The organism is Williamsia soli (assembly GCF_017377795.1).
Taxonomy (GTDB): Bacteria; Actinomycetota; Actinomycetes; order Mycobacteriales; family Mycobacteriaceae; genus Williamsia; species Williamsia soli.
Genome location: NZ_JAFRDR010000001.1, coordinates 423,779 through 444,918, shown reverse-complemented (window position 1 = coordinate 444,918; position 21,140 = coordinate 423,779). Strand labels below are relative to the sequence as shown.

The window sequence follows — 21,140 nt, the reverse complement described above, 5'->3', positions numbered from 1 at the left end:
ACCCGGAAACCATTTCCGGGTGTCCAGCCACACGGTTCGTACATCTTTCACTGTCGGGTACCGGAGATGATCCGGCGCAACCGGCCTCCCCACTGCGCGACAACATCGTCGTCGAGCATCTCTCTGTGCCCCTTGATGGTCGTAGAATATTCCACCTTTCCGACGATGTGCTCGCGCCAGTTGAATGTGTCGAGATTGCCGCGCTCGGAAGCCTGTAACAGCAAAGCATCCGCGTGAACCTGCCCCTGAGTCGGCCTCGAAAGGTGCTCGGTGGCGGTGGCTCCGGATTTCAGCATTCCCCTTACATCGGATTCGCTGACACCCGGCCACAACGGAGCGACGTGAACAGCGTGGGCAACAAGTTCGTCAATCGAAGTAATTTCTTCCGAATCAGCGATGTCGAATGCGTAGCAGAAATCGATGATCGACTCCTGAATCGACATCCGGTCCCAGAAGCCGGGTTCCGGGGTGGGCCCGGAATCGAGAAGCGTGAGGGTGAGCACCCGGGAATCGCTGTGCTTCTCGATGAGTTTCGCGAGCGCAAACGCCAGATGGGCGCCGTACGACCATCCGAGCAGATGGATGTCTTCGCCGGCGGCAGCATCGTCGACGATCTCGAAATACCAACGCGCCGTGGATTCCAGGTCACCCATATCGATATCGGGATCGAAGAGCGCCACATTCTGCAGGCCGTGGACAGCAACTCCTTCCGGTACGTGCGTCACCACACGCTCGTACATGACCGCTGAGCCCGACGCCGGGTACACGCAGAACAGGTGCTCTCGATTGCCCGTCTCCATCGCCGGCGACAGTTCCAGCAACACCGACTCACGGAGTTGGTCGGCGTCGGTGTGGGCTGCGGAACGGTCGACGAGGTCCGCTACCGCAGACAGCACGGGATTGTCGAAAATGTGCCGAACCCCGACCACCACGCCGAACTCTGCCGCAATGCGAGAAGCCAACCGCACCGCGGTGAACGAGTGTCCACCCAGCGCGAAGAAGTCGTCGTCGGCAGACAGCTCCACATCCTCGAGGCCCAGAACCGCCGCGACGAGTTCGCCGACGGCTCGCTCGGTGCCTGGCGACAACTGCCGGCCGCCGCCACCACCTCCGCCCAGATCCACTGCAGGCAGGGACTTTCGGTCCAGCTTGCCGTTCGCCGTCACCGGCAACGTCTCGAGCGTGGTGAACGCAGTCGGCACCATGTGGGCCGGTAACCTCAGCCCGGCCCAATCACGCAACTGAGCAACGAACGCCGCCGCGTCCAGATCGGGTTCGGACGAGGTGACGTAGGCGACCAGCGTCTTGCCTGCCACCGGGTGATCCACGGCGATCACGGCCGCCGCCGAGACCCGCGGATGTGTGTCGAGCACTGCCGCGACTTCAGCTGGTTCCACCCGCTGCCCGCGAATCTTCACCTGGTCGTCGGCGCGCCCCACGTATTCCACCTGTCCGTGGACATTCGATCGGACCAGATCGCCGGTCCGATAGAGCCTTTCACCGCATCGGGTGGGATCGGCGACGAACCGGGACGCGGTCAGACCGAACCGGTCGTGATATCCCCGGGCCACCTGTGCGCCCGACAGGTACAACTCACCGACCACTCCGGCCGGGACTGGGCGCAACCACGAGTCAAGCACCGCCACAGTGGAATTCGACACCGGACGACCGATCGGGACGTAGCCTTCTCGCGCAACACCGGAATCAGTCGCGCAGTCGAAGTACATCACTTCCCCGGCTTCTGTCGGTCCGTAGATGTTCAAGACCTTCGCACCCAGCGATGACCCGACCGACTCTGCGAGACTCCAGCGCAGTGCCTCACCGGCGAGCATCACCTCGCGCACCCGGGCCCCCGTGGCCGCATCGACATTCTCCACCAGGACGTCGGCCATCGACGGGACGAAGTTCACCCGCTCGACGTCACCACGCCTGAGCGTCTCTGCAATCTTCCACGGATCACGGTGGTCGCCCGCGGCGAGCACCACGACCGGGTACCCCTCGACCAACGGTGACAGCAATTCGGGCAACGACACGTCGAATCCGATCGGCGTCTTGGCGAGCACCCCACCCGCGAGCGGATAGGTGCCACGACCCCAGAGCAAGCGATTCGCCAACGCTCGATGCGACACCACCACACCCTTGGGGCGGCCCGTCGTCCCCGAGGTGTAGATCAGATACGCCGCATCATCGATGAGCAGTTCACGACTGCGATGCGAGTCTGTGATGGGCGAATCAGACTGTTGGGCAATGCGGCTGTCGTGTACATCGATGGTGGTCACTGCGCCCATCACGGCCGTCTCGACACCCACCGGTGCTCGCCACCCGGCCGAGTTCGTCAGAATCACGGCCGGCGACGAATCGCCGAGCACATAGGCGATCCGGTCCTCTGGCTGGTCCGGATCCACCGGGAGATAAGCACCGCCGGCGCGGAGCACGGCGGCGACCATCACCGGTAGCCATTCATCACGACGTCCGACCACGGCCACGTGATCGCCGACCCGAACACCCGCGGCGAGTAGTTGTCGCGCAACCTGGTTGACCCGGCTGTCGAATTCGGCAAACGACCACTCGAGGGTGCCGTGCACCACGGCCGTTTGTGGGCTGTGCGCGGCGGCAGCCGATGTCAGCAACCCATCGACTGTGGACACCACGTCCCCAGTGCCCTCGGCGTCACCCGTACCCTCGGCATCCCCCGTGCCCGCGGCAGCCCCGACGTGGCTCATGTGACGCCGCCCGAGTGGTTCGGCAGCAGCGAGCGAGACATCGAGTTCGTCGACAATCCCATGCAGGACGTTGATGAAGGTGTCGATGAACCGCCCGATCGTCGATTCCTCGTAGAGGTCGACGGCGTAGGACAGGTTCGCGTCCATGCCCTCACCGTCGTCGACGAAGAAGATGTCGAGATCTGCCTTGACCACTCCGAGGCTGCCGCCCAGCGGCTCGAGCAGATCCAGGCCCGAGCGAGCGAGGAGGTCCCGTTCGTTCGAATCGGCCGACTGGGCAACGTAACTCACGAGAACCTGGACCAACGGATTGGCTCCGGCGACGTGCGCACCATTCCTGGCGGCGACGATCTGATCGAACGGCACCCGCTGATGATCGAAGGCCTCCAGCACCGTGTCCCGGGCGCGGGTGAGGACGGCTCGATAGGTGTCCTGCGGGAACATGCGATGACGTATGGGCAGGGTGTTGACCAGGTAGCCGACAGTGTCGGCCACAGCCTCGTCTTCACGTCCGCCCGCGGGCGATCCCAGAACGACGTCGGCGCCGGCCCCGAGGCGGTTCATCGTCATCGCGATCGCCGCGTGCAGGGCCATGAACATCGACACGTCGAGCTGTCCCGTGACCGCTCGGAGGCGAGTCATGAGGCTGCGATCCAACGGGATCGCCACGTCGACACCCCGGAAACTCTGCTGTCGCGGACGGGTCCGGTCCGGCGGGAGCGTCGACAACTCGGGTGCCTCCGACAACTGGTCGGTCCAGTAGCGCGCGCTTTCCGAGAACCTGCCGCTGTCGAACATCGAGCGCTGCCAGACGGCGTAATCAGCGAATTGCACACGCAGTGGTTCAAACGAAGGTGCCAGGCCGCGACGGCGCTCGGCATAGGCGCCCCACAGATCACCGGACACCGAGCCGATCGACCCCTCGTCCACGAACGCGTGATGCAGCGCCATCCCCACGACGTGGTGATGGTCACCGCGGTCGACGATCACACCACGCAGAGTCGAGTCTGCGCCGACCGACATCGGCTTGCGTCCCCAGCGCTCGATGAGTGCGATCGTGTCGGAATCGCTGCGCCCGAGAGCCTCGATACGGTCGATCTGCAGCCACCGGCCCACCGACTCGGGTGGCGCGATGATCTGTGTGATGGCGCCGTCGGCGGCCTCCGCCAGCCTGGTGCGCAACGGCTCGTGACGGGCGACGACATCGTGCAAGGCCAGAGTCCAGGCGTCGACGGCCAACTCTCCCGATATGTGCCACAGGATGGTCACCGTGTACGTCGGACTCGCGCCCGCGAGTTCGTCGATCACCCAGAGGGACTGCTGTCCGTGGGATGCCGGGATCTGGGCCGGTCGCTCGATGTCACCAACCCTCGGCAATCCCGCTTCCTCGGTCGCAGCATCGGACCGGACGTCGCGATCGAGGACCCCTGCCAGCTCGATCACCGTCGGATGGTCGAAGATCGCCCGCACAGAGACCTGGCGGCCGAGCGTGTTGCTCAATCGCCCCGCGAGGCGCATCGCGAGAAGTGAATGCCCGCCCATACCGAAGAAGTCCGCATCGATTGACACCTGCGACAACCCGAGCGTGTCGGCGACAGCATCGGTGATGGTGCGCTCCGTCTCGGTCCGTGGCCCGATGACGACGTGGTCGGCCACGTCGATCTCGGGTAGTCGGCGTACGTCCACCTTGCCGTTCACGGTCAACGGAATGTCTTCGACCACACCGATCGCCGAGGGCACCATGTACTCGGGTAACCGGGCCGCGAGATGGTCGCGGAGGTCGGTGACCTCGAGGGCCACCCCATCACCCGACGGAACCACGTAGGCGTGCAACGCTTTCCCGGTCGATTCCTTGCGGACGATCACCGTCGCCCGGGACACGTCGTCACGGGCCACGAGCACGCTGGCGATCTCGGCGGGTTCGATCCGGAACCCGCGGATTTTCACCTGATCATCGGAGCGGCCGAGATACTCCAGGGAGCCGTCGGGCAGGCGCCGCATCAGATCGCCGGTGCGGTACATCCGCTCGCCCGCCTGCCAGGGATGAGCCACGAATGCCGCAGCGGTCTGCCCCGGCCGTCCCTGATATCCGCGTCCGATGCCCACCCCGCTGAGATACAGCTCACCGGCGACGCCGGGCAGGACCGGCGTCATCGACCGATCGAGAAGCATCGCCATGGTGTTGAAGATGGGCTGGCCGACGTTCGGGCGTTCACTCTCGGCGAGATTGGCACCGAGTGCATTGATCGTGTATTCCGTAGGGCCGTAGAGGTTGTACGACCACATCCCCTCGCGTTCCCGCAACGTCCTCCACAACGCCTCGGGCACGGCCTCGCCGCCGAGCGAGAACAAGGAGATACCACCGTGCTCGGATTCGGGGCGCGGCGTGAACAGCCCTGATTCCACCAGCAGCTCACCGTATGAAGGGGTCACGTCGAACCCATCGATCCGGTTCTCCGCGTAATAGGCGAGCAACGCCGCCGGATCTTTTCTCATGCTCTCGTCGATGACGTACACGGCGTGCCCGTCGAGCAACCAGAACAACTGCTCCCATGACGCGTCGAACGAGAACGACGTGGTGTGCGCGATCTTCATCGGTTCTCCGCCGCGTCCCTCGGTCGCAGGCCGAAAAATCCGCTCGACGTGGTTGAAGAACATGTTGATCAGACCACGGTAAGGAACCGCAACGCCTTTCGGCTCCCCCGTCGAGCCGGAGGTGTAGATGATGTACGCCAGCGAGTCGGGATCCACCGGCCGGACCGCGTCACCGGTGTCGATCGGGGTGATCTCGTCATCGACCCGCAGTACCGCAGGCGCAGGGTCCGGCAGCGATTGCAGCAGGTCGACGGACGTGCACACGATGGACGACTCAGAGTCGGCCAAGATGTATTCCACACGTGCCGATGGCAATTCGGTGTCGATGGGCACATAGGCCGCCCCTATCTCGAACACGGCAAACATCGCGATCGCCATCCGGTGGTCGCGGCGCAGGAACAAGGCAACCCGATCCTCCGGACCGATGCCGCGTCGGATGAGTTCGGCGGCCATCGTGCGGACCTGCGTCGACATCTCGCTGAACGTGAGGCGAACGTCGCCGGACACCAGCGCGATTCGCTGAGGATGGGTTGCGACCTGCTTGGCCAGCAACGAAGCGATCGTCTCCTGAGGAATCGGCCTCGTGACCAGTTCCGCCGTCACCCCGGCCGTTGCCTCGGCGTCGGACAGTACCGATATCCGGGCCATCGGGACACCGGGATCGGCGACGAAACCCTGCAGGACGGATACGAATCTCGCCATGAGGGAGGCGACCTCGTCGGGCGAGATGAGGTCGCTGCGATAGGCGCATCGGAGGTGGATCGTGTCTCCGGGATGGCATGCCACCGACACCGGGTAGTGCGTCGAATCCACCAGTGCGACATCATCGACCGCGATGGCTCCGTCGGGGCCGATTCGCCTCGAGTCCGTGTCGGTCCATTGGTGGTTCTGCAGCACGAAGAGCGTGTCGAACAGCTGATCCACCCCGAGCGCGCTGTGTAGTTGCGACAGTTGCACATACGGGTGATCGATGGTCTCGAGTTGGCTACGCTGCTGTGCGCGCAGGTGCTCGCGAACCGATACCCCCGGCTGCACCGTCGTGCGGACGGGAACCGTGTTGAACAACAATCCGACGATCTGGTCGGAGTCCTCCAGGTCCGGGCTCCGGCCGGAGGCCACCGTGCCGAACACGACATCGTCGGAGCCGACCAGTTTGCTGAGGAGCACGCCCCAGGCCGTGTAGAGCACCGAGGCCAGCGTGACGCCGGCTTCGGTGGCGATCGTCCGCAGCGCGGCCGCGAGCGTGTCGTCGATGTCGATGTCGTGGTCCCGGGCGTGGACTGCCCGGGCCGGTTCGGTCACCCCCGGACGAATCAGGGTCGGCGACTCGATGCCCGCCAGTTCACGTGTCCACACCGAGTACCCCTGCGCGATGTCGCGGGAAGCCAGCCATTGCAGGTAATCCCGGAACGCCGGTTCGGCGGCGGCCGTGTGCTCGGGGACGGCATCGGCCGCGACGTCGATCTCGTCGTACAGCGCGAACAGTGCCTGCACCATCAGTCCGCTGGACCAGCCGTCCATCAACAGGTGCTCGAACACCACGGACAGGGTCCAGCGCTCGGGATCGTGCTGCAGCAACGCGAACCGCATCAGCGGCGGGGCGTCGGCCGCGAAGGGCCGCCGACGTTCATCGCGCAAGATCGCCGTGCGGCCGGCTCTGGTCGTCTCGTCGGCGCGATAGTACGTCCACGGCGCCACGACCCGGCTCGCGATGACCTGGAACGTCGAATCACCGTCGAGATGGAAACCGGCCCGCAGGTTGGGATAGCGGTACAGCAGCGCCGTGGTCGCAGCATGGAACCTGGCGGGGTCCACGGGGCCGGTGAAATCGATGACGAACTGTGAGGAGTAGACGTCCGTCGACTCTGCGGCAGACGCGGACAGCAGGTGGAAGAGCAGACCCTCCTGCAGCGGGCTGACCGGCAGGATCTCTGCAATCGCCCCGAACGTCGCAGACAACTCATCGGCGACCTGAGGTTCCACCGCAACCAGTTCGTCAGCTGAACCCTTCTCCGACAGGACACCTGCTGCGCGGGGATCGAGCACCGCCGGGTCACCCACGGAGATTCCCGTCGCACTGATGTCGCGAGCAATCCGTTCGGCCAGGTCCTGTGCATCGACCACCAGCGCGGTCGACACCCTGACCGTCACCGGGACAGGCGACTCCTGCGTCCGGGCCACGATGACGTCGACGATCATGCAGTGGTCTTCGGCCGGGTCAGGGGTGGGCGCGGTGTGGCTGTCGGAGTGGTGGATACGCACCGCGACCTGCGCATCGGGCAGTTCGTCGAAGACGCCGATGGTCGACGGGCTGTGGTCGCGCAGAATCAGGAAGCCTTCGGCTTCGTCGCCGGACATCGACAGGGCGTCGCGGCTGTCGTCGTCGAGGTCGCCTGCTTCCGAACGCCACGTGACAAGAACCGGGAAAGTCCGCCGCGAACGCCCGACGACAAAGCTGCGCAGGCCGTCACGCGATGGTTCGTCGACATCGACGATGACGCCTTCGGCAACGAGATCATCCGGCGCGAGAATGCCTGCCGATGCCAGCGCACCGACCGTCGCCGACACCGCTGTGATGCGGACCGAGTGCTCTGCGGGATCAGCGTGCACGACGGTCCCGCCCACCCGCCACCGGGGCTCTGAATCGACCAGCGGTACCGCAGGATCCACGCTGTCAGCGGTATCCGCGTAGTTCAGCCACAGATCGGTGAGGTCCTCGACACGTCTGCCTGCGGCATCGCGCTCTTGCGCTACCAGCCCGGGGGACGGGAGGTCGATCTGCAGCGTGGCCTTGTCCGGTGTGTCGAGGATCGCCCGCACGAGACTCGCGATCACGTCGACGGATTCGAGATCATATCGGCCGTCATCGGGGACTCGGATCTGCAGGTCAACGGCATTGATGCCGTCGGAGGTACGACACGTGACCGAAGGTCCGGCCGCCGCCGGCCGCGAGATCGGCGCGTCCTCGGTGCGCAGCACCTCAAAGGGCAGGTCGAGTTCGCCGGACCCGGCGAGGTTCCAACCGAGGACGGCCAGCGTCGCGGCGCGGACCTCACTGATGCTGAATCTGTCTGCGGGCAGACCTATCTGCCGACCGAAGAGCGATCCCACATCGGTGTTCGACAATGCGCGGTCTGGTCCCCGTGACCCGCGGCGTCGGAACTTCGCCGATGCCAGGTACTCGTCGTACAGATGCCGCACCGAGCTTTCCGGCGACTGACTTCCCGCGGCCAGGAGGTAGGCGGTGGCCTCCATCGTGCGTTCGATGGTCGCGGCGTCGAACAGCGCCGAGGCATAACTGAACCACAGTCTCCAGGCCCCGCCCACGGCGATGATTGCGACCGTGAGGTCGAACTTCGCGACCGACGCCGAGCGGCCGGCGTCCAGGACGTCGACGGCCCGGGTCAGGTGACGATGGGTCTCCTCCGGTGCAGCGCCACGAAATGCGGTGAGTACCTGGAAGACCGGCGATGTACTGTCGGCACTCACCCGCAACGTCGGTGACGAGGCCACGAACTCGAAAGGCATGTCCCGGGTGTCGAGCGACTCGAGCATCAGTCTGCGGGCTTCCGACACGTTCTCGCCGAAGCTCAGCGCGGGTTCGGTCGACACCGGAACCGGCACGGTGTTGAGGTGGTACCCGATGGACTGCCGCTCGTCGGGGCCTTCCCGCAGGGTCGCCGGCGTGCCGTACACAGACCGTGCCGGTGCCCCGGCCGAACTCAACGCGGCAGACAGCGCCGCATTCAGGAGCATCAGAGGCGTGGTGCGGCTGTGCGCAGCGAACTGCTGCAACTGATCGACGACCGATCGAGGAAGAAGACATTCCGCTTCGGCCGACTCGGAGGCCGCCGGACGCCCCGTCCCGTGGTGGTCGTACGGCAGATAGGGATAGACGACATATTCCGCGAGTCGCGTGGTGACTTTCTCCAGCAGCGCTTCTCGACCGCCCGGCGCAGCGTCGAGCACGGCGCGTTCACGTACAGCCCAATCGGCGAACTGCCGAAGTGCGCGCTCGCCCACTGCGAGACGACCACGAGCATCGCGGTCACCGCGCTCGGCGCGCAGTGTGAGGTCGAGGTCGGACAGGAAGACATCGAACGAGGTCTCGTCGAACACGATGTGATGCCCCGACACGAGTAGCCACTGGCCGCGGGGACTGCGCAGATGCACGAACCCGACCGGCCACGCCTCCGAACCGTCCCGTGGTCGGCCGAGCAGCCGGCCTGCCACCGGAGCCACGTCGTCGTCGGCGACCTCGGTGATGTCGTACGGAACTGACTGTGCCTCATCGGGATCGCGGATGATCTGCAGCAGATCGTCCGCTTGCCAAGCGAAGTGCGTACGCAGGGCTTCATGACGCCGCACCACGGACACGACCGCCGCGCGCAGTGTGTCGGCATCGATCTGGTCGTCGACCCGGAGGGCGTCACCGATGACGTACTGACTGCTGGGTCCTGTTGCCTGACCGATGGCCCACAGCGCCTGCTGCCCGTAGGACGCAGGGATGTGTTCCGGGCGATCCAGGGCATCGAGCAGCTGAGGGCTCGGCGTCGACCGTGTGTCCGCGACGGCCTCGTCCACTGCTGCGCTGAGCGCCGAGACGGTCGGATGCTCGAACACCGCCCGCATCGTCAATGCTGATCCACACCGCTCGTTGAGCGTGGCGATCAACCTCGTCGCCAGCAGCGAATGACCTCCGAGCGCGAAGAAGTCGCTGCCTGCCGACATCTGGGTCCCGTCACCCACCCCGAGCACAGCGGCGACGACGTCGGCGACCACACGTTCGGTGTCGGTGGTCAACTCTCCGCCCCGCCCGGTGTCGACACCGGGCTCTACCGCGGGTAGAGCGTTACGGTCGACCTTTCCGTTGGCCGTCACGGGCAACACATCGAGTCGCGCGATCGCCGAGGGCACCATGTGCGCTGGGACCTTCTCCGCGACCCAGTCCCGCACCCGCTCCGCGAAAACCACCTCCGGTACGCCCGCGCCCGCACCGCGCGCCGTCGCATACCCCACCAGCGTCATACCCGACACCGCGCGATCGACCGCCACGACCGCCGCCGAGCCCACCCACTCGTGGTCGGCGACCACCGCGGCGACCTCGCCCGGTTCGACGCGCTGTCCACGAATCTTCACCTGATCGTCGACGCGTCCCAGGTACTCCAGTGATCCTTCGGCATTCCAGCGGGCCAGATCACCGGTCCGGTATAGCCGGCCTCCGGTGTTCCACGGATCGGCGACGAAGCTCGCGGCGCTCTGGCCTGGCCGACGATGGTAGCCGCGCGCCAACTGGACGCCCGACACGTACAACTCGCCGATCGTGCCGGGGGGCACCCTCCGCAACCACGAATCCAGGACCACTGCGTTCGTGTTGGTCAGCGGCCGGCCGATCGGCAGTCGGCCGCCGGGGTACTCGGCCGCGGGGTCGAACCGGCCTGCCACGATCTCGATGGTCGCCTCCGCGGGCCCGTAGATGTTCCAGGCGCGGATGCCGAATCGCTCGTGGAGCTCTCGGGCCAGCGCCAACGGAACCGTTTCGCCGCCAAGGGACAGAACCCGCGGACAGAGCCGGGTCAGCTCCTTGTGCCGCAACATCTCCTCCATGAGCGAGGGGGTGAAGTCGATCCAGACGAACTCGTTGCGGTTCAGCAGATCCACTATCCTGGCCGGATCCGCGAACTCGTCGTCGTCGAGGTAGTGCGCCACGCCCCCGAAGACCAGGGGCCAGAACAACTCCGCCGCGGCAGGGTCGAATCCGATTGCTGTCCTGGCCATCACGCGATCGCCCGGAGTGAGCTCGCACAGCTCCTGGCGGCGGCGGAGCAACTCGCCGAAAGCGCGGTGAGATATGTCCACGCCCTTGGGACGCCCTGTCGTCCCCGACGTGTACACGACGTATACCGAGTCGTCAGGATGGAGGACCCGGGAGCGTTCGCTGTCGTCGACAGTGGCCGAGTCCGTCGCGTTCAGTGTCGCGATCACACCCGGATCCACCAGGTCGATCACGGCCTCGTCGCCGTGCACCGGAACGTCTTCCGCGGGGTCCGCGGTGAGAATCGCTGACGGCGCGCTGTCTTCGATGAGGTAGCGGATCCGCTCCTGTGGATGCACCGGATCGATCAGGACGAACGCCGCACCTGCCCGTACCACCGCGGCCACCGCGATCGGCAGCTCGGGTCGCCGGCGCATGAGCACCGCGACCCGGTCACCGACCCGTACACCGGAGAAGATCAGATGACGGGCCAGCGCATTGACCTGCGCGTCGAATTCACCAGCCGTGTACGTACGATCGCCGAAGACCACCGCCCGCGCGGCCGGCCGCTCACGTACGGCCGACTGGACCATCGCGTCCACGGTCCGCTCGGGATGGACAGGCGCACCGGGGATCCGGGCCTCGGTCAAGATGTGCTCGTCGTATCCGCCGAACTCGATCGCGCCCAGTGTCCGATCCCGATCGTGCGCGATCACCTCGAGTGCGGCGGTGAACACGTCGACAAGCCGGTCGATGGTCGCGGGCTCGTACAACTGCGCCGCATAGGACACATCACCGGTGAGACGACCACCGACGACCCGGAACTCGATCTCCAGATCTGCCTTGACAGTCCTCAGGGTGCCGCCGATCTTCTCGAGATGCGAGAGCCCTGCGGGCACCCGGATCTCATCGCGGATCTGCTCGTCCTCGGTGATGACATTGAGCAACACCTGACAGAGCGGATTCGCGCCGGCCACGCGAGCGACCTTCGACGCCGCGACCGCCTCGTCGAACGGGACCGCCTGGTGATCGAGTGCCTCCAGCACCATCTCCCGCGTTGCCTGCACGAACTCACCCGGTGTCAGGGTCGGGTCGAGGCGATGGCGGAACGCCACCGTGTTGATGAAGTAGCCGACCGTCGACAGCACTGCGGCACTTGCTCGGCCCGCGGTGGGCGAGCTGAGCAACAGATCCGAGCCGGCTCCCATGCGGTGCAAAGTCAGCGCCACGGCCGCGTGCACGATCACGAACAACGAGGCGTCGGTGTCGCTGGAAATCTTCTGCAGTGCAGCGGTTGTCGACTCGTCGACCACGATTTCGCGATGGCCGCCCTCGTAGGTCGGTGTGGCCGGCCGCGATCGATCCGGGGGCAGGGTCGAGAGCTCCGGGGCGCCGGCAAGCGCCTCGGCCCAGTACTCGGCATCGCTGTTCAGCGCACCGATCTCGGACAGCTCGTGTTGCCATACCGCGAAATCCGCATACTGCACCGGGATCTCCGGAAGGGACGGTTGTCGTCCCTCGACATACGCTTCGTACGCCGCCCAGAGTTCGCTCGCGATCGTCGACATCGACCATTCGTCCACGAACGCGTGGTGTATCGCCACCGCGATGATATGGGTTCGATCAGCGGTTGTTGCGATCAGCGAGCGGATCGGCATATCGGATCGAAGCGAGATCGGGCTCTGCGCCCAGTCCTCGATCGCATCCCAGGTGCTGTCGGTGTTGCCGTCGAGGTCGAGGCGCTCGGTGGTGAGCCATCGTCCCACCGATTCGGCCGGCTCCACGACTTGCACGAGACCATCTGCGCCGGCCTCCACCAGTCTCGTTCGCAGGGCCTCGTGGCGGCGGACCACCAGCTCGATCGCCCGTTCCCATGCCGACGGGTCGAACCGGCCGGAAACTCGCCACTTCACCGGCACCACGTACCGGGCGTCCGTGTCGGAAAGCGCCTCGATCGCCCAGAGCGCCTGCTGCCCGGACGAAGCCGGGATCTGCTCGGGTCGCGAGACGTCGCCGGGCAGTGGAAGTTGTCGTGACCCCGAGTTGGCGACCGCTGCGTCGACGGCAGCGGCCAGCGCGGCGACCGTTCGATGATCGAAGACCGATCGCAACGTCAGCGCACACGCGCACCGCTCGTTGAGCAATGCCACCAATCGCGTCGCGACCAGGGAATGCCCACCGAGCGCGAAAAAATCGTCGTCAGCCGACAAATCGGTGTCACCGAGCCCGAGTACCTCGACCACGAGCTCCCCGACGACGCGCTCGGTTCCGGTCGCCAATGCTCGGCCCTCACCGGTGAGCGCACCGAGATCGACCGGCGGCAGCGCTTGTCGATCCAGTTTGCCGTTCACGGTCACCGGCAACGCGTCGAGTCTGACGAATACCGTCGGCACCATGTGCGCCGCACACCGGGCACCGGCCCAGTCACGCAGCCGATGGTCGAGCCGTGCTCCGGTACGGTCCTGTCCCTCCACCGCCGACGGCTGTGCGTCGTCGGCGACCGTGTAGTAGGCGACCAACATGATGGCCGAATCCGGCGCCGCCGCAGCGACCACCGCGGCCTCCCCCACCTCTGGGTGGGTTCCGAGAACGGCAGCGACCTCGGCTGGTTCCACTCGCTGGCCACGGATCTTCACCTGATCGTCCGCGCGACCCACATACTCCACGAGGCCTTCTGCGTTCCACCGCGCGAGATCTCCAGTGCGGTAGAGACGGTTCCCCGTCCCTGCCGGATCCGCGACGAAGCGGGACGCGGTCAGCGCGAACCCGGCGTGGTAACCCAGTGCCAGCTGCACACCCGATGCGTACAACTCACCCACGACACCCAGTGGCACGGGACGCAGCCACGAGTCCAGGACCACCACACCGCTGTTGGGGACAGGAGTACCGATAGGGATGGGTCCCGCATCCGCCGACGTGACGGCGTGAGTGGTCACGTCACCGGTGACCTCGGTCGATCCGTAATAGTTCGACACCGCGGCGTGCGGGAACGCCGACCTGAGCTGATCCAGAGCCGCGGGATCGAGTTGCTCGCCCGAACAGGTCAGTCGGCGCAGGCCGCCGAGGGTCATGCCGGCCGAAGCGAGGGTGCGGGCCAGCGACGGAACCATGACCGCGTCGCTCACCCCGAACGCGTCGCACAACTGCGACAGCAGGGCGGGGTCCTTCGCCGCGTCGCGATCGGCTATGACCAGTCGACCACCGACGGTGATCACCTGCAGCATCTCGGTCAGCGCGTCGATGAACCCGACGCCCGACTTGGCGACGCCAACGGGGTGCGGGACATCCGATCGTGCTGCGGCCCAAGACAACCTGTTGACCAGGGCCCGATGGTTCACCTCGACACCCTTGGGCACGCCAGTCGTACCCGAGGTGTAGATCAGGTAGACCGAGTCCTCGGTGAGCAGTCGTCTGCTTCGTTCGGCGTCCGTGACGCGCGCATCGGAAGCAGCGGCCATCTCATCATGGATCGACGGCGCTCGCAGGTCTATCAGTCTGACGCCGTCGTGGACTTCTGGTAGATCGCGAAGGGTCTGCCCGTCGGAGTTGATCAGGATCACCGCGGGGGCACAATCGACGATCATCTGATCCCGCCGCTGGGCGGGCAACTCCGGATCCACCGGGACGTAGACACCACCGGACCTGATGATGGCCGCCGTCGAGATCGGCAGCCAATCGTCTCGGTCCGCGACCGACACGACCCGATCGCCGACGCGTACTCCGGCCGCGATCAGAAGCCGTGCCAGGCGGTTCGCCCTGCTGTCGAACTGGGCGTACGTCAGTTCCACGTCCCGGAAAGTCACCGCGGGCCGGTCACCGTGCTCGTGCGCCGCTGCCGACAACAGTGCGTCGACAGTGAGGTCCGGCAACTGCATCATCGGCCCTTGCGACATCCGCTGCAGCAGTGCAGCGTCCGCGTCGTCGACCAGGTCGAGGCGCGACACCACCTCGTCGACACCCGAGCCGAACGCCCGGAGCGTGCGGACCAAGGTGGTGAGGACTCGCTCGACCGCTGCGGCACCGAGCCCGTCCGAATAGTGTGACAGTTCCAGCGACAATTCTGCGGCAGGGAGAATCCGCAGCGTGAGCGGATAGTTCGTCGAGTCACGCCATTGCCTGAGTCCGACAGAGAGTCCGCTCGCCCGTTCGAGTTCGGCGAGGACGGCATCGTCGGTGACGTAGTTCTCCATCACCACAAGGGTGTCGAACAGGACCGATTGTCCGCTCAGCCGGTGCATCTCGGTGAGCGAGGTGTGATGGCAGTCCAAAACCGACACGTTGAACCGGTGTGTCGAGGAGAGCACGGACCCGATCGTCATGTCCGGCGTCAGCGACACCACAGTGGGGATGGTGTTGACGAACATTCCGATCGCCGTCTCGATGCCGTCCACGTCCTCCGAACGGCCCGACACCACGGACCCGAAGACCGTTGTGCTCGAACCTGTGTGGGCGTGCAAGGTCACCGCCCACGCCGCTTGGATCACCGTGTTGAGGGTCACGCCCCGACGCCCCGCGAGTTCCGTCAGCGCTGCCGTCTCCTCTGCAGTGAGGGCAGCGACGGTGGTATCGGGAAAGCCGCGACCATCCGGCTGCCAACCCCCGGCGATCAGAGTGGGTTCGTCGACAGCGGCGAGTGCGGCACGCCAGGTCTGCGCCGCCTGTTCGTCATCCGCGGCGGCCAACCGGCGCACGAATCGGTGGAACGTGTCATCGACGCGCGAGGCCACCGATTCCGGATCCTGGTAAGCACGGAGCAATTCCTGCACGAGCAACGGGGTCGACCAGCCGTCCAGCACCGCATGATGCGAGGTGAGGACGAGGACGCTGGTCGAGTCATCCACGAGCGCGACGGCCAGACGGACCAGCGCGGCCCTCTCGCGGACACCACCCTCGCCTGGTTGGAGGTCGAATCCCCGGGCGCGGTCCTCGTCGGCGAACCGTTCCAGGTCGCGATCCGGGTGGTCACTCGCACGCAGATCGAGAACGGTCACCGGTTCGTGCATGATTTTCGGCACGACCGCCACCGGCGTCCCGTCGTTGCCGGCCCGTACAGCCACGCGCAACTGCGGGTGCTTTGCCGACACCGCCAACCACGCGTTTTGCAACCGGTCCTGCGAAAGCGGGCCTACGACATCCCGGATGTGCTGCGCGACATACAGGTCCACACCTGGATGTCCCATACTCAGTTGCGAATGGAACAACACGCCGCGCTGTGCCGGGGTCAAGGGGTGGACGTCGGCCAGTTCTCCGAACTCATCTTCCCAGTCCCGGATGGAGGCCGACGAGATGTTCACGAGCGGAAAGTCGCTCGGCGAGTGTGAGAGGACCGCCCGGGGCCCCCTGGCATACTCGGCCAGTGTGGACAGCACCTGGACCCACAACTCGGCGAGTTCCTGTACCGCGTCCTCATCGATGACGGTGTGCACGTAGGCAAAATCCGCGACCAGCCGGACGCCGGTGTCCGAGACAATCGACCGCGCGGTGATGTCGACGATTGCCGGCGCGGGGGCCTCATCAGCCACATGCAGCGCGATCCCGCCGGTTTCTGGAGCGGGTCGCCACGGCGCGACGTCGTCATCGACGACCGTGAACTGCCCGAGATAGTTGAACGACACCTGCGGGTGATCGAGCGTCCGCAGCAAGTCATCGGGGGCCTGCGTGAGGTGACGGAGGATCCCGTAGCCGATTCCCTTGTCCGGGATGGCCGCCAGGGTCTCCTTCACCGCCAGCACCGCGGCCACCAACCGCTGGGGGGACGCCATCGTCAGATCGTCGGCGTCCCCGGTCGACACGGGCAGACGCACCGGGTACCACGAGGTGAACCATCCGACGGTCGTCGAGAGTTCGCTGCCCTCGACCACACTCTCTTCGCGGCCGTGCCCCTCCAATCCCAGCACGATCCCGTGATCGATTCCTGCGTCGCGGGTGCTCGACCAGATCCCGAGGGCCGCCGACAAAGCACCCAGCAGAACGTCGTTGACGGTGCCCGAGACGATCTGCGGTATCTCGGCCAACAACGCCGCTGAGGTCTCGCCGCAGGCGCTCACCGTCACACGCCGCACCTGCTCGTAGGTGTCGCGGCGCGGATCGAGGTGTCGGGCGCCCAGCGGCCGCTCCGACGGGTTCGTCATCGACAGCCACAGCGGCCGTTGCCCTTCGAGCGCAGCAGTATCGGCGACCGCGGTCAGTGCCCGCGACCACGCCAGCAGCCCTGTACCCGGCGCCGAGAGGGCCGCGTAGCCGTGGCCTCCCTCGAGTACCGCCGCGGCGAGATCGTCTCCCAGGATGCGCCAGGACACCCCGTCGACGACCAGGTGGTGGATCACCACCACCAGACGGCCCGTCGCCTCGCCTTCGGCAGTGGCCCACGTCGCGCGCCACATCGTGCCCTTCGAGGGATTCAGTGAATGTGCCAGCGTCGCAGTGATCGCGTCGAGCTGCTGTTGCCATCGCTGCGAGCCCCAGTGGGACGTGGCGGCGTCGTCGAGCTCGTGATGATCGAGTTGCTCTGCGACCGAGTGCGCGGCCGAGTCGATCTCGAGCTGAAGTTCGCCGCCACGCTCACCGACCCGCGCTCGCAGCGCGGGGTGCCTGTCGACCAACCTCTCGAACGCGCCGCGAAGTTGCGTCGCCGTGACCGCTGCCGGGCCTGCGAAGACGAAAGTCTGGGCGAACGAGTCGAATCCGGCCGTTCCGTGCAGCCGGTGCGCTATCGGGATGAGCGGGGCGCCCGCCCCGACCCCCTGATCATCGGCCGAGTCTCGTCCGAACACATCTGGCACGCGGGCGACGGGTACGGCCGACGCCGCGATCCGAGCGACCGTGCGGTGTTCGAACACCTGCTTGGCGGTGGTCACCAGCCCGATGCGCCGGGCATGAGACACCGCCTGAATCGACACGATGCTGTCGCCGCCGAGCTTGAAGAAGTCGTCATCGGCGGATATCGGTGCGTTGGGCACCAGTCCGAGAACGTCTCGGAACACCGACGCGATCGCATACTCGTCCTCGCTCAGCAGCTCTCGACCGCGTCCAGCGTGCTCAGCGAGGTCGATGGTCGGCAATGCGCGTCGGTCCAGCTTGCCGTTTTTCGTCATCGGTAACGCGTCGACCCTGACGAACACCGACGGCACCATGTAGGCGGGTAGGGCTGCCGCCGCCCACTCGCGCAACGCGTCCTCGAGTGGCCCGCCTTCGACGTCGGTGCCGGCCTGCGTGCAGTAGTACGCAGCGAGCAGATGTCCTGAATCGGGTTGTCGGATCGGGACGACGGCTGCGGCCGTCACCGCCGGATGTGACTGGACGGCCGCGGCGACCTCGCCGGGTTCGATTCGGAAGCCACGGATCTCGACCTGATCATCGATCCGGCCGATATACTCGAGCTCTCCGGTCGTATTCCACCTCGCCAGGTCGCCGGTGCGGTACATCCGGTCGCCCGACCCATTCGGGTTCGCGACGAAACGGGTCGCCGTCAACGCCGCACGACCGCGGTAGCCGTGGGTCACCTGCGGTCCCGCGACGTAGAGTTCACCCACCACACCCACGGGTGCGCACTGCAGATGCGGGGTGAACACGTCGGCGCGCAAACCGGGCAGCGGCCGTCCGATGATCGACGCACTGCCGGTCGCCGATTCGCCGGTCACCACCGTTTCGGACACGTGCACGGTGGTCTCGGTGATGCCGTACATGTTGATCAGGGTCGGCCCACCGCGATGTCGCTGCTGCCAGGACGAGAGTCTCGCCGCATTCAGTGCTTCACCGCCGAATATCACTGTCCGCAAGGCAAGGTCCGCCGTGTCCGGGCGATCGTCTTCGACGTCGATCAACGCATAGAACGCCGACGGCGTCTGATTCAGCACGGTCACGCGATGTCGACGGATCGCGTCACCGATCAGGATCGGGTCGCGCAGGACCTCCTGGTCGACGACAACGAGGGTCGCACCGGTTGTCAAAGGCGCCCATTGTTCCCAGACGGAGAAGTCGAATGCGTAGGAATGCAGGAGGATCCACACATCGTCGGCGGAGAAGTCGAAGTGCTGCGTGGCGTCGAAGAGAGCGATGACATTGGCATGGCTGACCACCACACCCTTCGGCGCTCCGGTGGTGCCCGAGGTGTAGATCAGATACGCAGCGTCCTCTGCCATCAGGCGACGGGACCGGTCGACATCCTTGACCGGCGCAGGCGACAGCTCGGCAACCCTTCGGCGCGTCTTCGAATCGCTGAGATCGACGATCGGGGTACCTGCATCGGCGAGAACCGCATCGATTTCTGTCGCTGTTCCGGTATTCGTCAGGACGACGCCCGGCGCGGCATCACCGAGTAGATAGCGAATTCGATCGACCGGATTGTCCGGATCGATCGGGACGTACACGGCGCCGGCTCGCATGACGGCCGCCAACATGACGGGCAACCATTCGTCGCGCCCGGCCATCACCGCGACGCGGTCGCCGGTGCGGATGCCGATCGAGATCAGGTACCGCGCAACCTGATTCACCAGAGTATCGAAGTCGGCGTAGGTGAGTCGGATGTCGTCTCCGGCGATGACTGCGACCCGTGTCGAATGTTTTTGCGCGGCCGCCTGCAGGCGAGCGTCGATCGTCGTGGCGGGCCGGGTCGTCCCGCTGATCACAGAAGTCTGGCGGACCGCAGCCGGCTGCGACGCCCACTCGGCGAGCGATACGAGGTCGGTGTGATCGGCCGGTGAGAGCGCGCGGAGCGGATCATCACCTGTCAGCGAGGACAACTCGCGGACTGCACTCTCGATCCGGCGCAGGTGCACTCGCAACGCCGGCTCGTCGTACCTGGCCGGGCTCGCCTTCAACTCGAGCACGAACCCGTTGACCGGGTCGTTGTAGACGAACAGGTTCAGGTCTTCTGCGGGTCCGGTGGCCAGCGCCTCGGTGACGGCCACTGCGCCGTCGAAGTCAGCGTTGTAGTCGAAGACATGCAAATTGATCTGCGACAGTGCCGGTTTGACACCGTCGACCACCTCGACGAGCCGCTCGCCACGGAACCGCTGGTGACGACGGATGTCCCTCATCGCGGTAGTCGCCCGCGTGATCGCGTCACCGACCCGGTCATGAGGGTCGAACTGCAGGTCGAGCGGCAGTATGTTCACCTGCATCATGGGGGTCAGCAGTCCCACTCCGCGGCGCGCCATGACGGGGATACCGATGGTCGCCGCGGTATCGCCGTCTCTCACCGCGTTGAACCAGCCCCACAGGGCGATCATGACGTCGCCCCAGGTCGCCCCGAGGGGTTTGGCGAGTTGGTCGACGCGATCGATGATGTCTCGGTCCAATTCCACCGAGACGCTGATCGGCATCGCCGGCTCAGGCGCCGCCGAAACCTGCACTCGTCGCTCGTGACCCCACGATTCGACGAGTGCGCGCCAATAGGCGCGGTCGCGTTCGGCGACGTCGCTGCTGTCGTAATCGTCCTCGGCTGCGATCATCTCAGCGACCGTGCCGAACTTGGATTCCGGTACCGCCGCACCCCTCGCCAACGCGGTGTACACCTCTGCCACCCGACGGGTCAGCAACGAGATGCCGTAGGCGTCGAGAAGGATGTGGTGCGCCCGGAACTCCCACGCGAGCTGCCCGTCGGTCAACCGCCACACGGTCGCGCTGAAGAGCTGATCACCATCGAGTGGGACCGGCTCTGACACGCGCACTCTCGCCTGGGCGCGAAGGGCATCGGCGGTGCCGTCGAACATCGATACGGCGACGGCGGGTGGGCTGTCCGGACGTCGCACGAACTGCCGCGGGCCGCTCTCGTCGACGTCGAACACCATCCACAACACCTCGGCGTCATGAACCGCCACCCCCACCGCACGGGAGAGCAGCTCCGCATCGGACCCCATGGGCAACCAGGCGATCTGCCCGATCGAGAACACCGGTGACTGCGGCGCGAGTTCTTGCGCGAACCAGACACCCCACTGCGCGTGAGACAACCTCAGGGCTGAAGCCGACCTCAGGGCATCAGACGACCTCAGACGACGTTCCATTGCCGATCACACCCTTTGCGCTCAGGATCCACGAGCCGATCCGTCGAAATCGTGACGTGCCGC

At 66.0% G+C, this 21,140-nt stretch carries 1 protein-coding gene; it reads right to left on the bottom strand.

The window, feature by feature from the left end; translation table 11 throughout:
• Positions 1-47: 47 nt before the first annotated feature.
• Positions 48-21,077: a non-ribosomal peptide synthetase gene (locus J3S28_RS01950; RefSeq protein ID WP_207836769.1), complete on the bottom strand. Its 21,030-nt coding sequence runs from the start codon at positions 21,075-21,077 to the stop codon at positions 48-50.
• Positions 21,078-21,140: the final 63 nt, after the last annotated feature.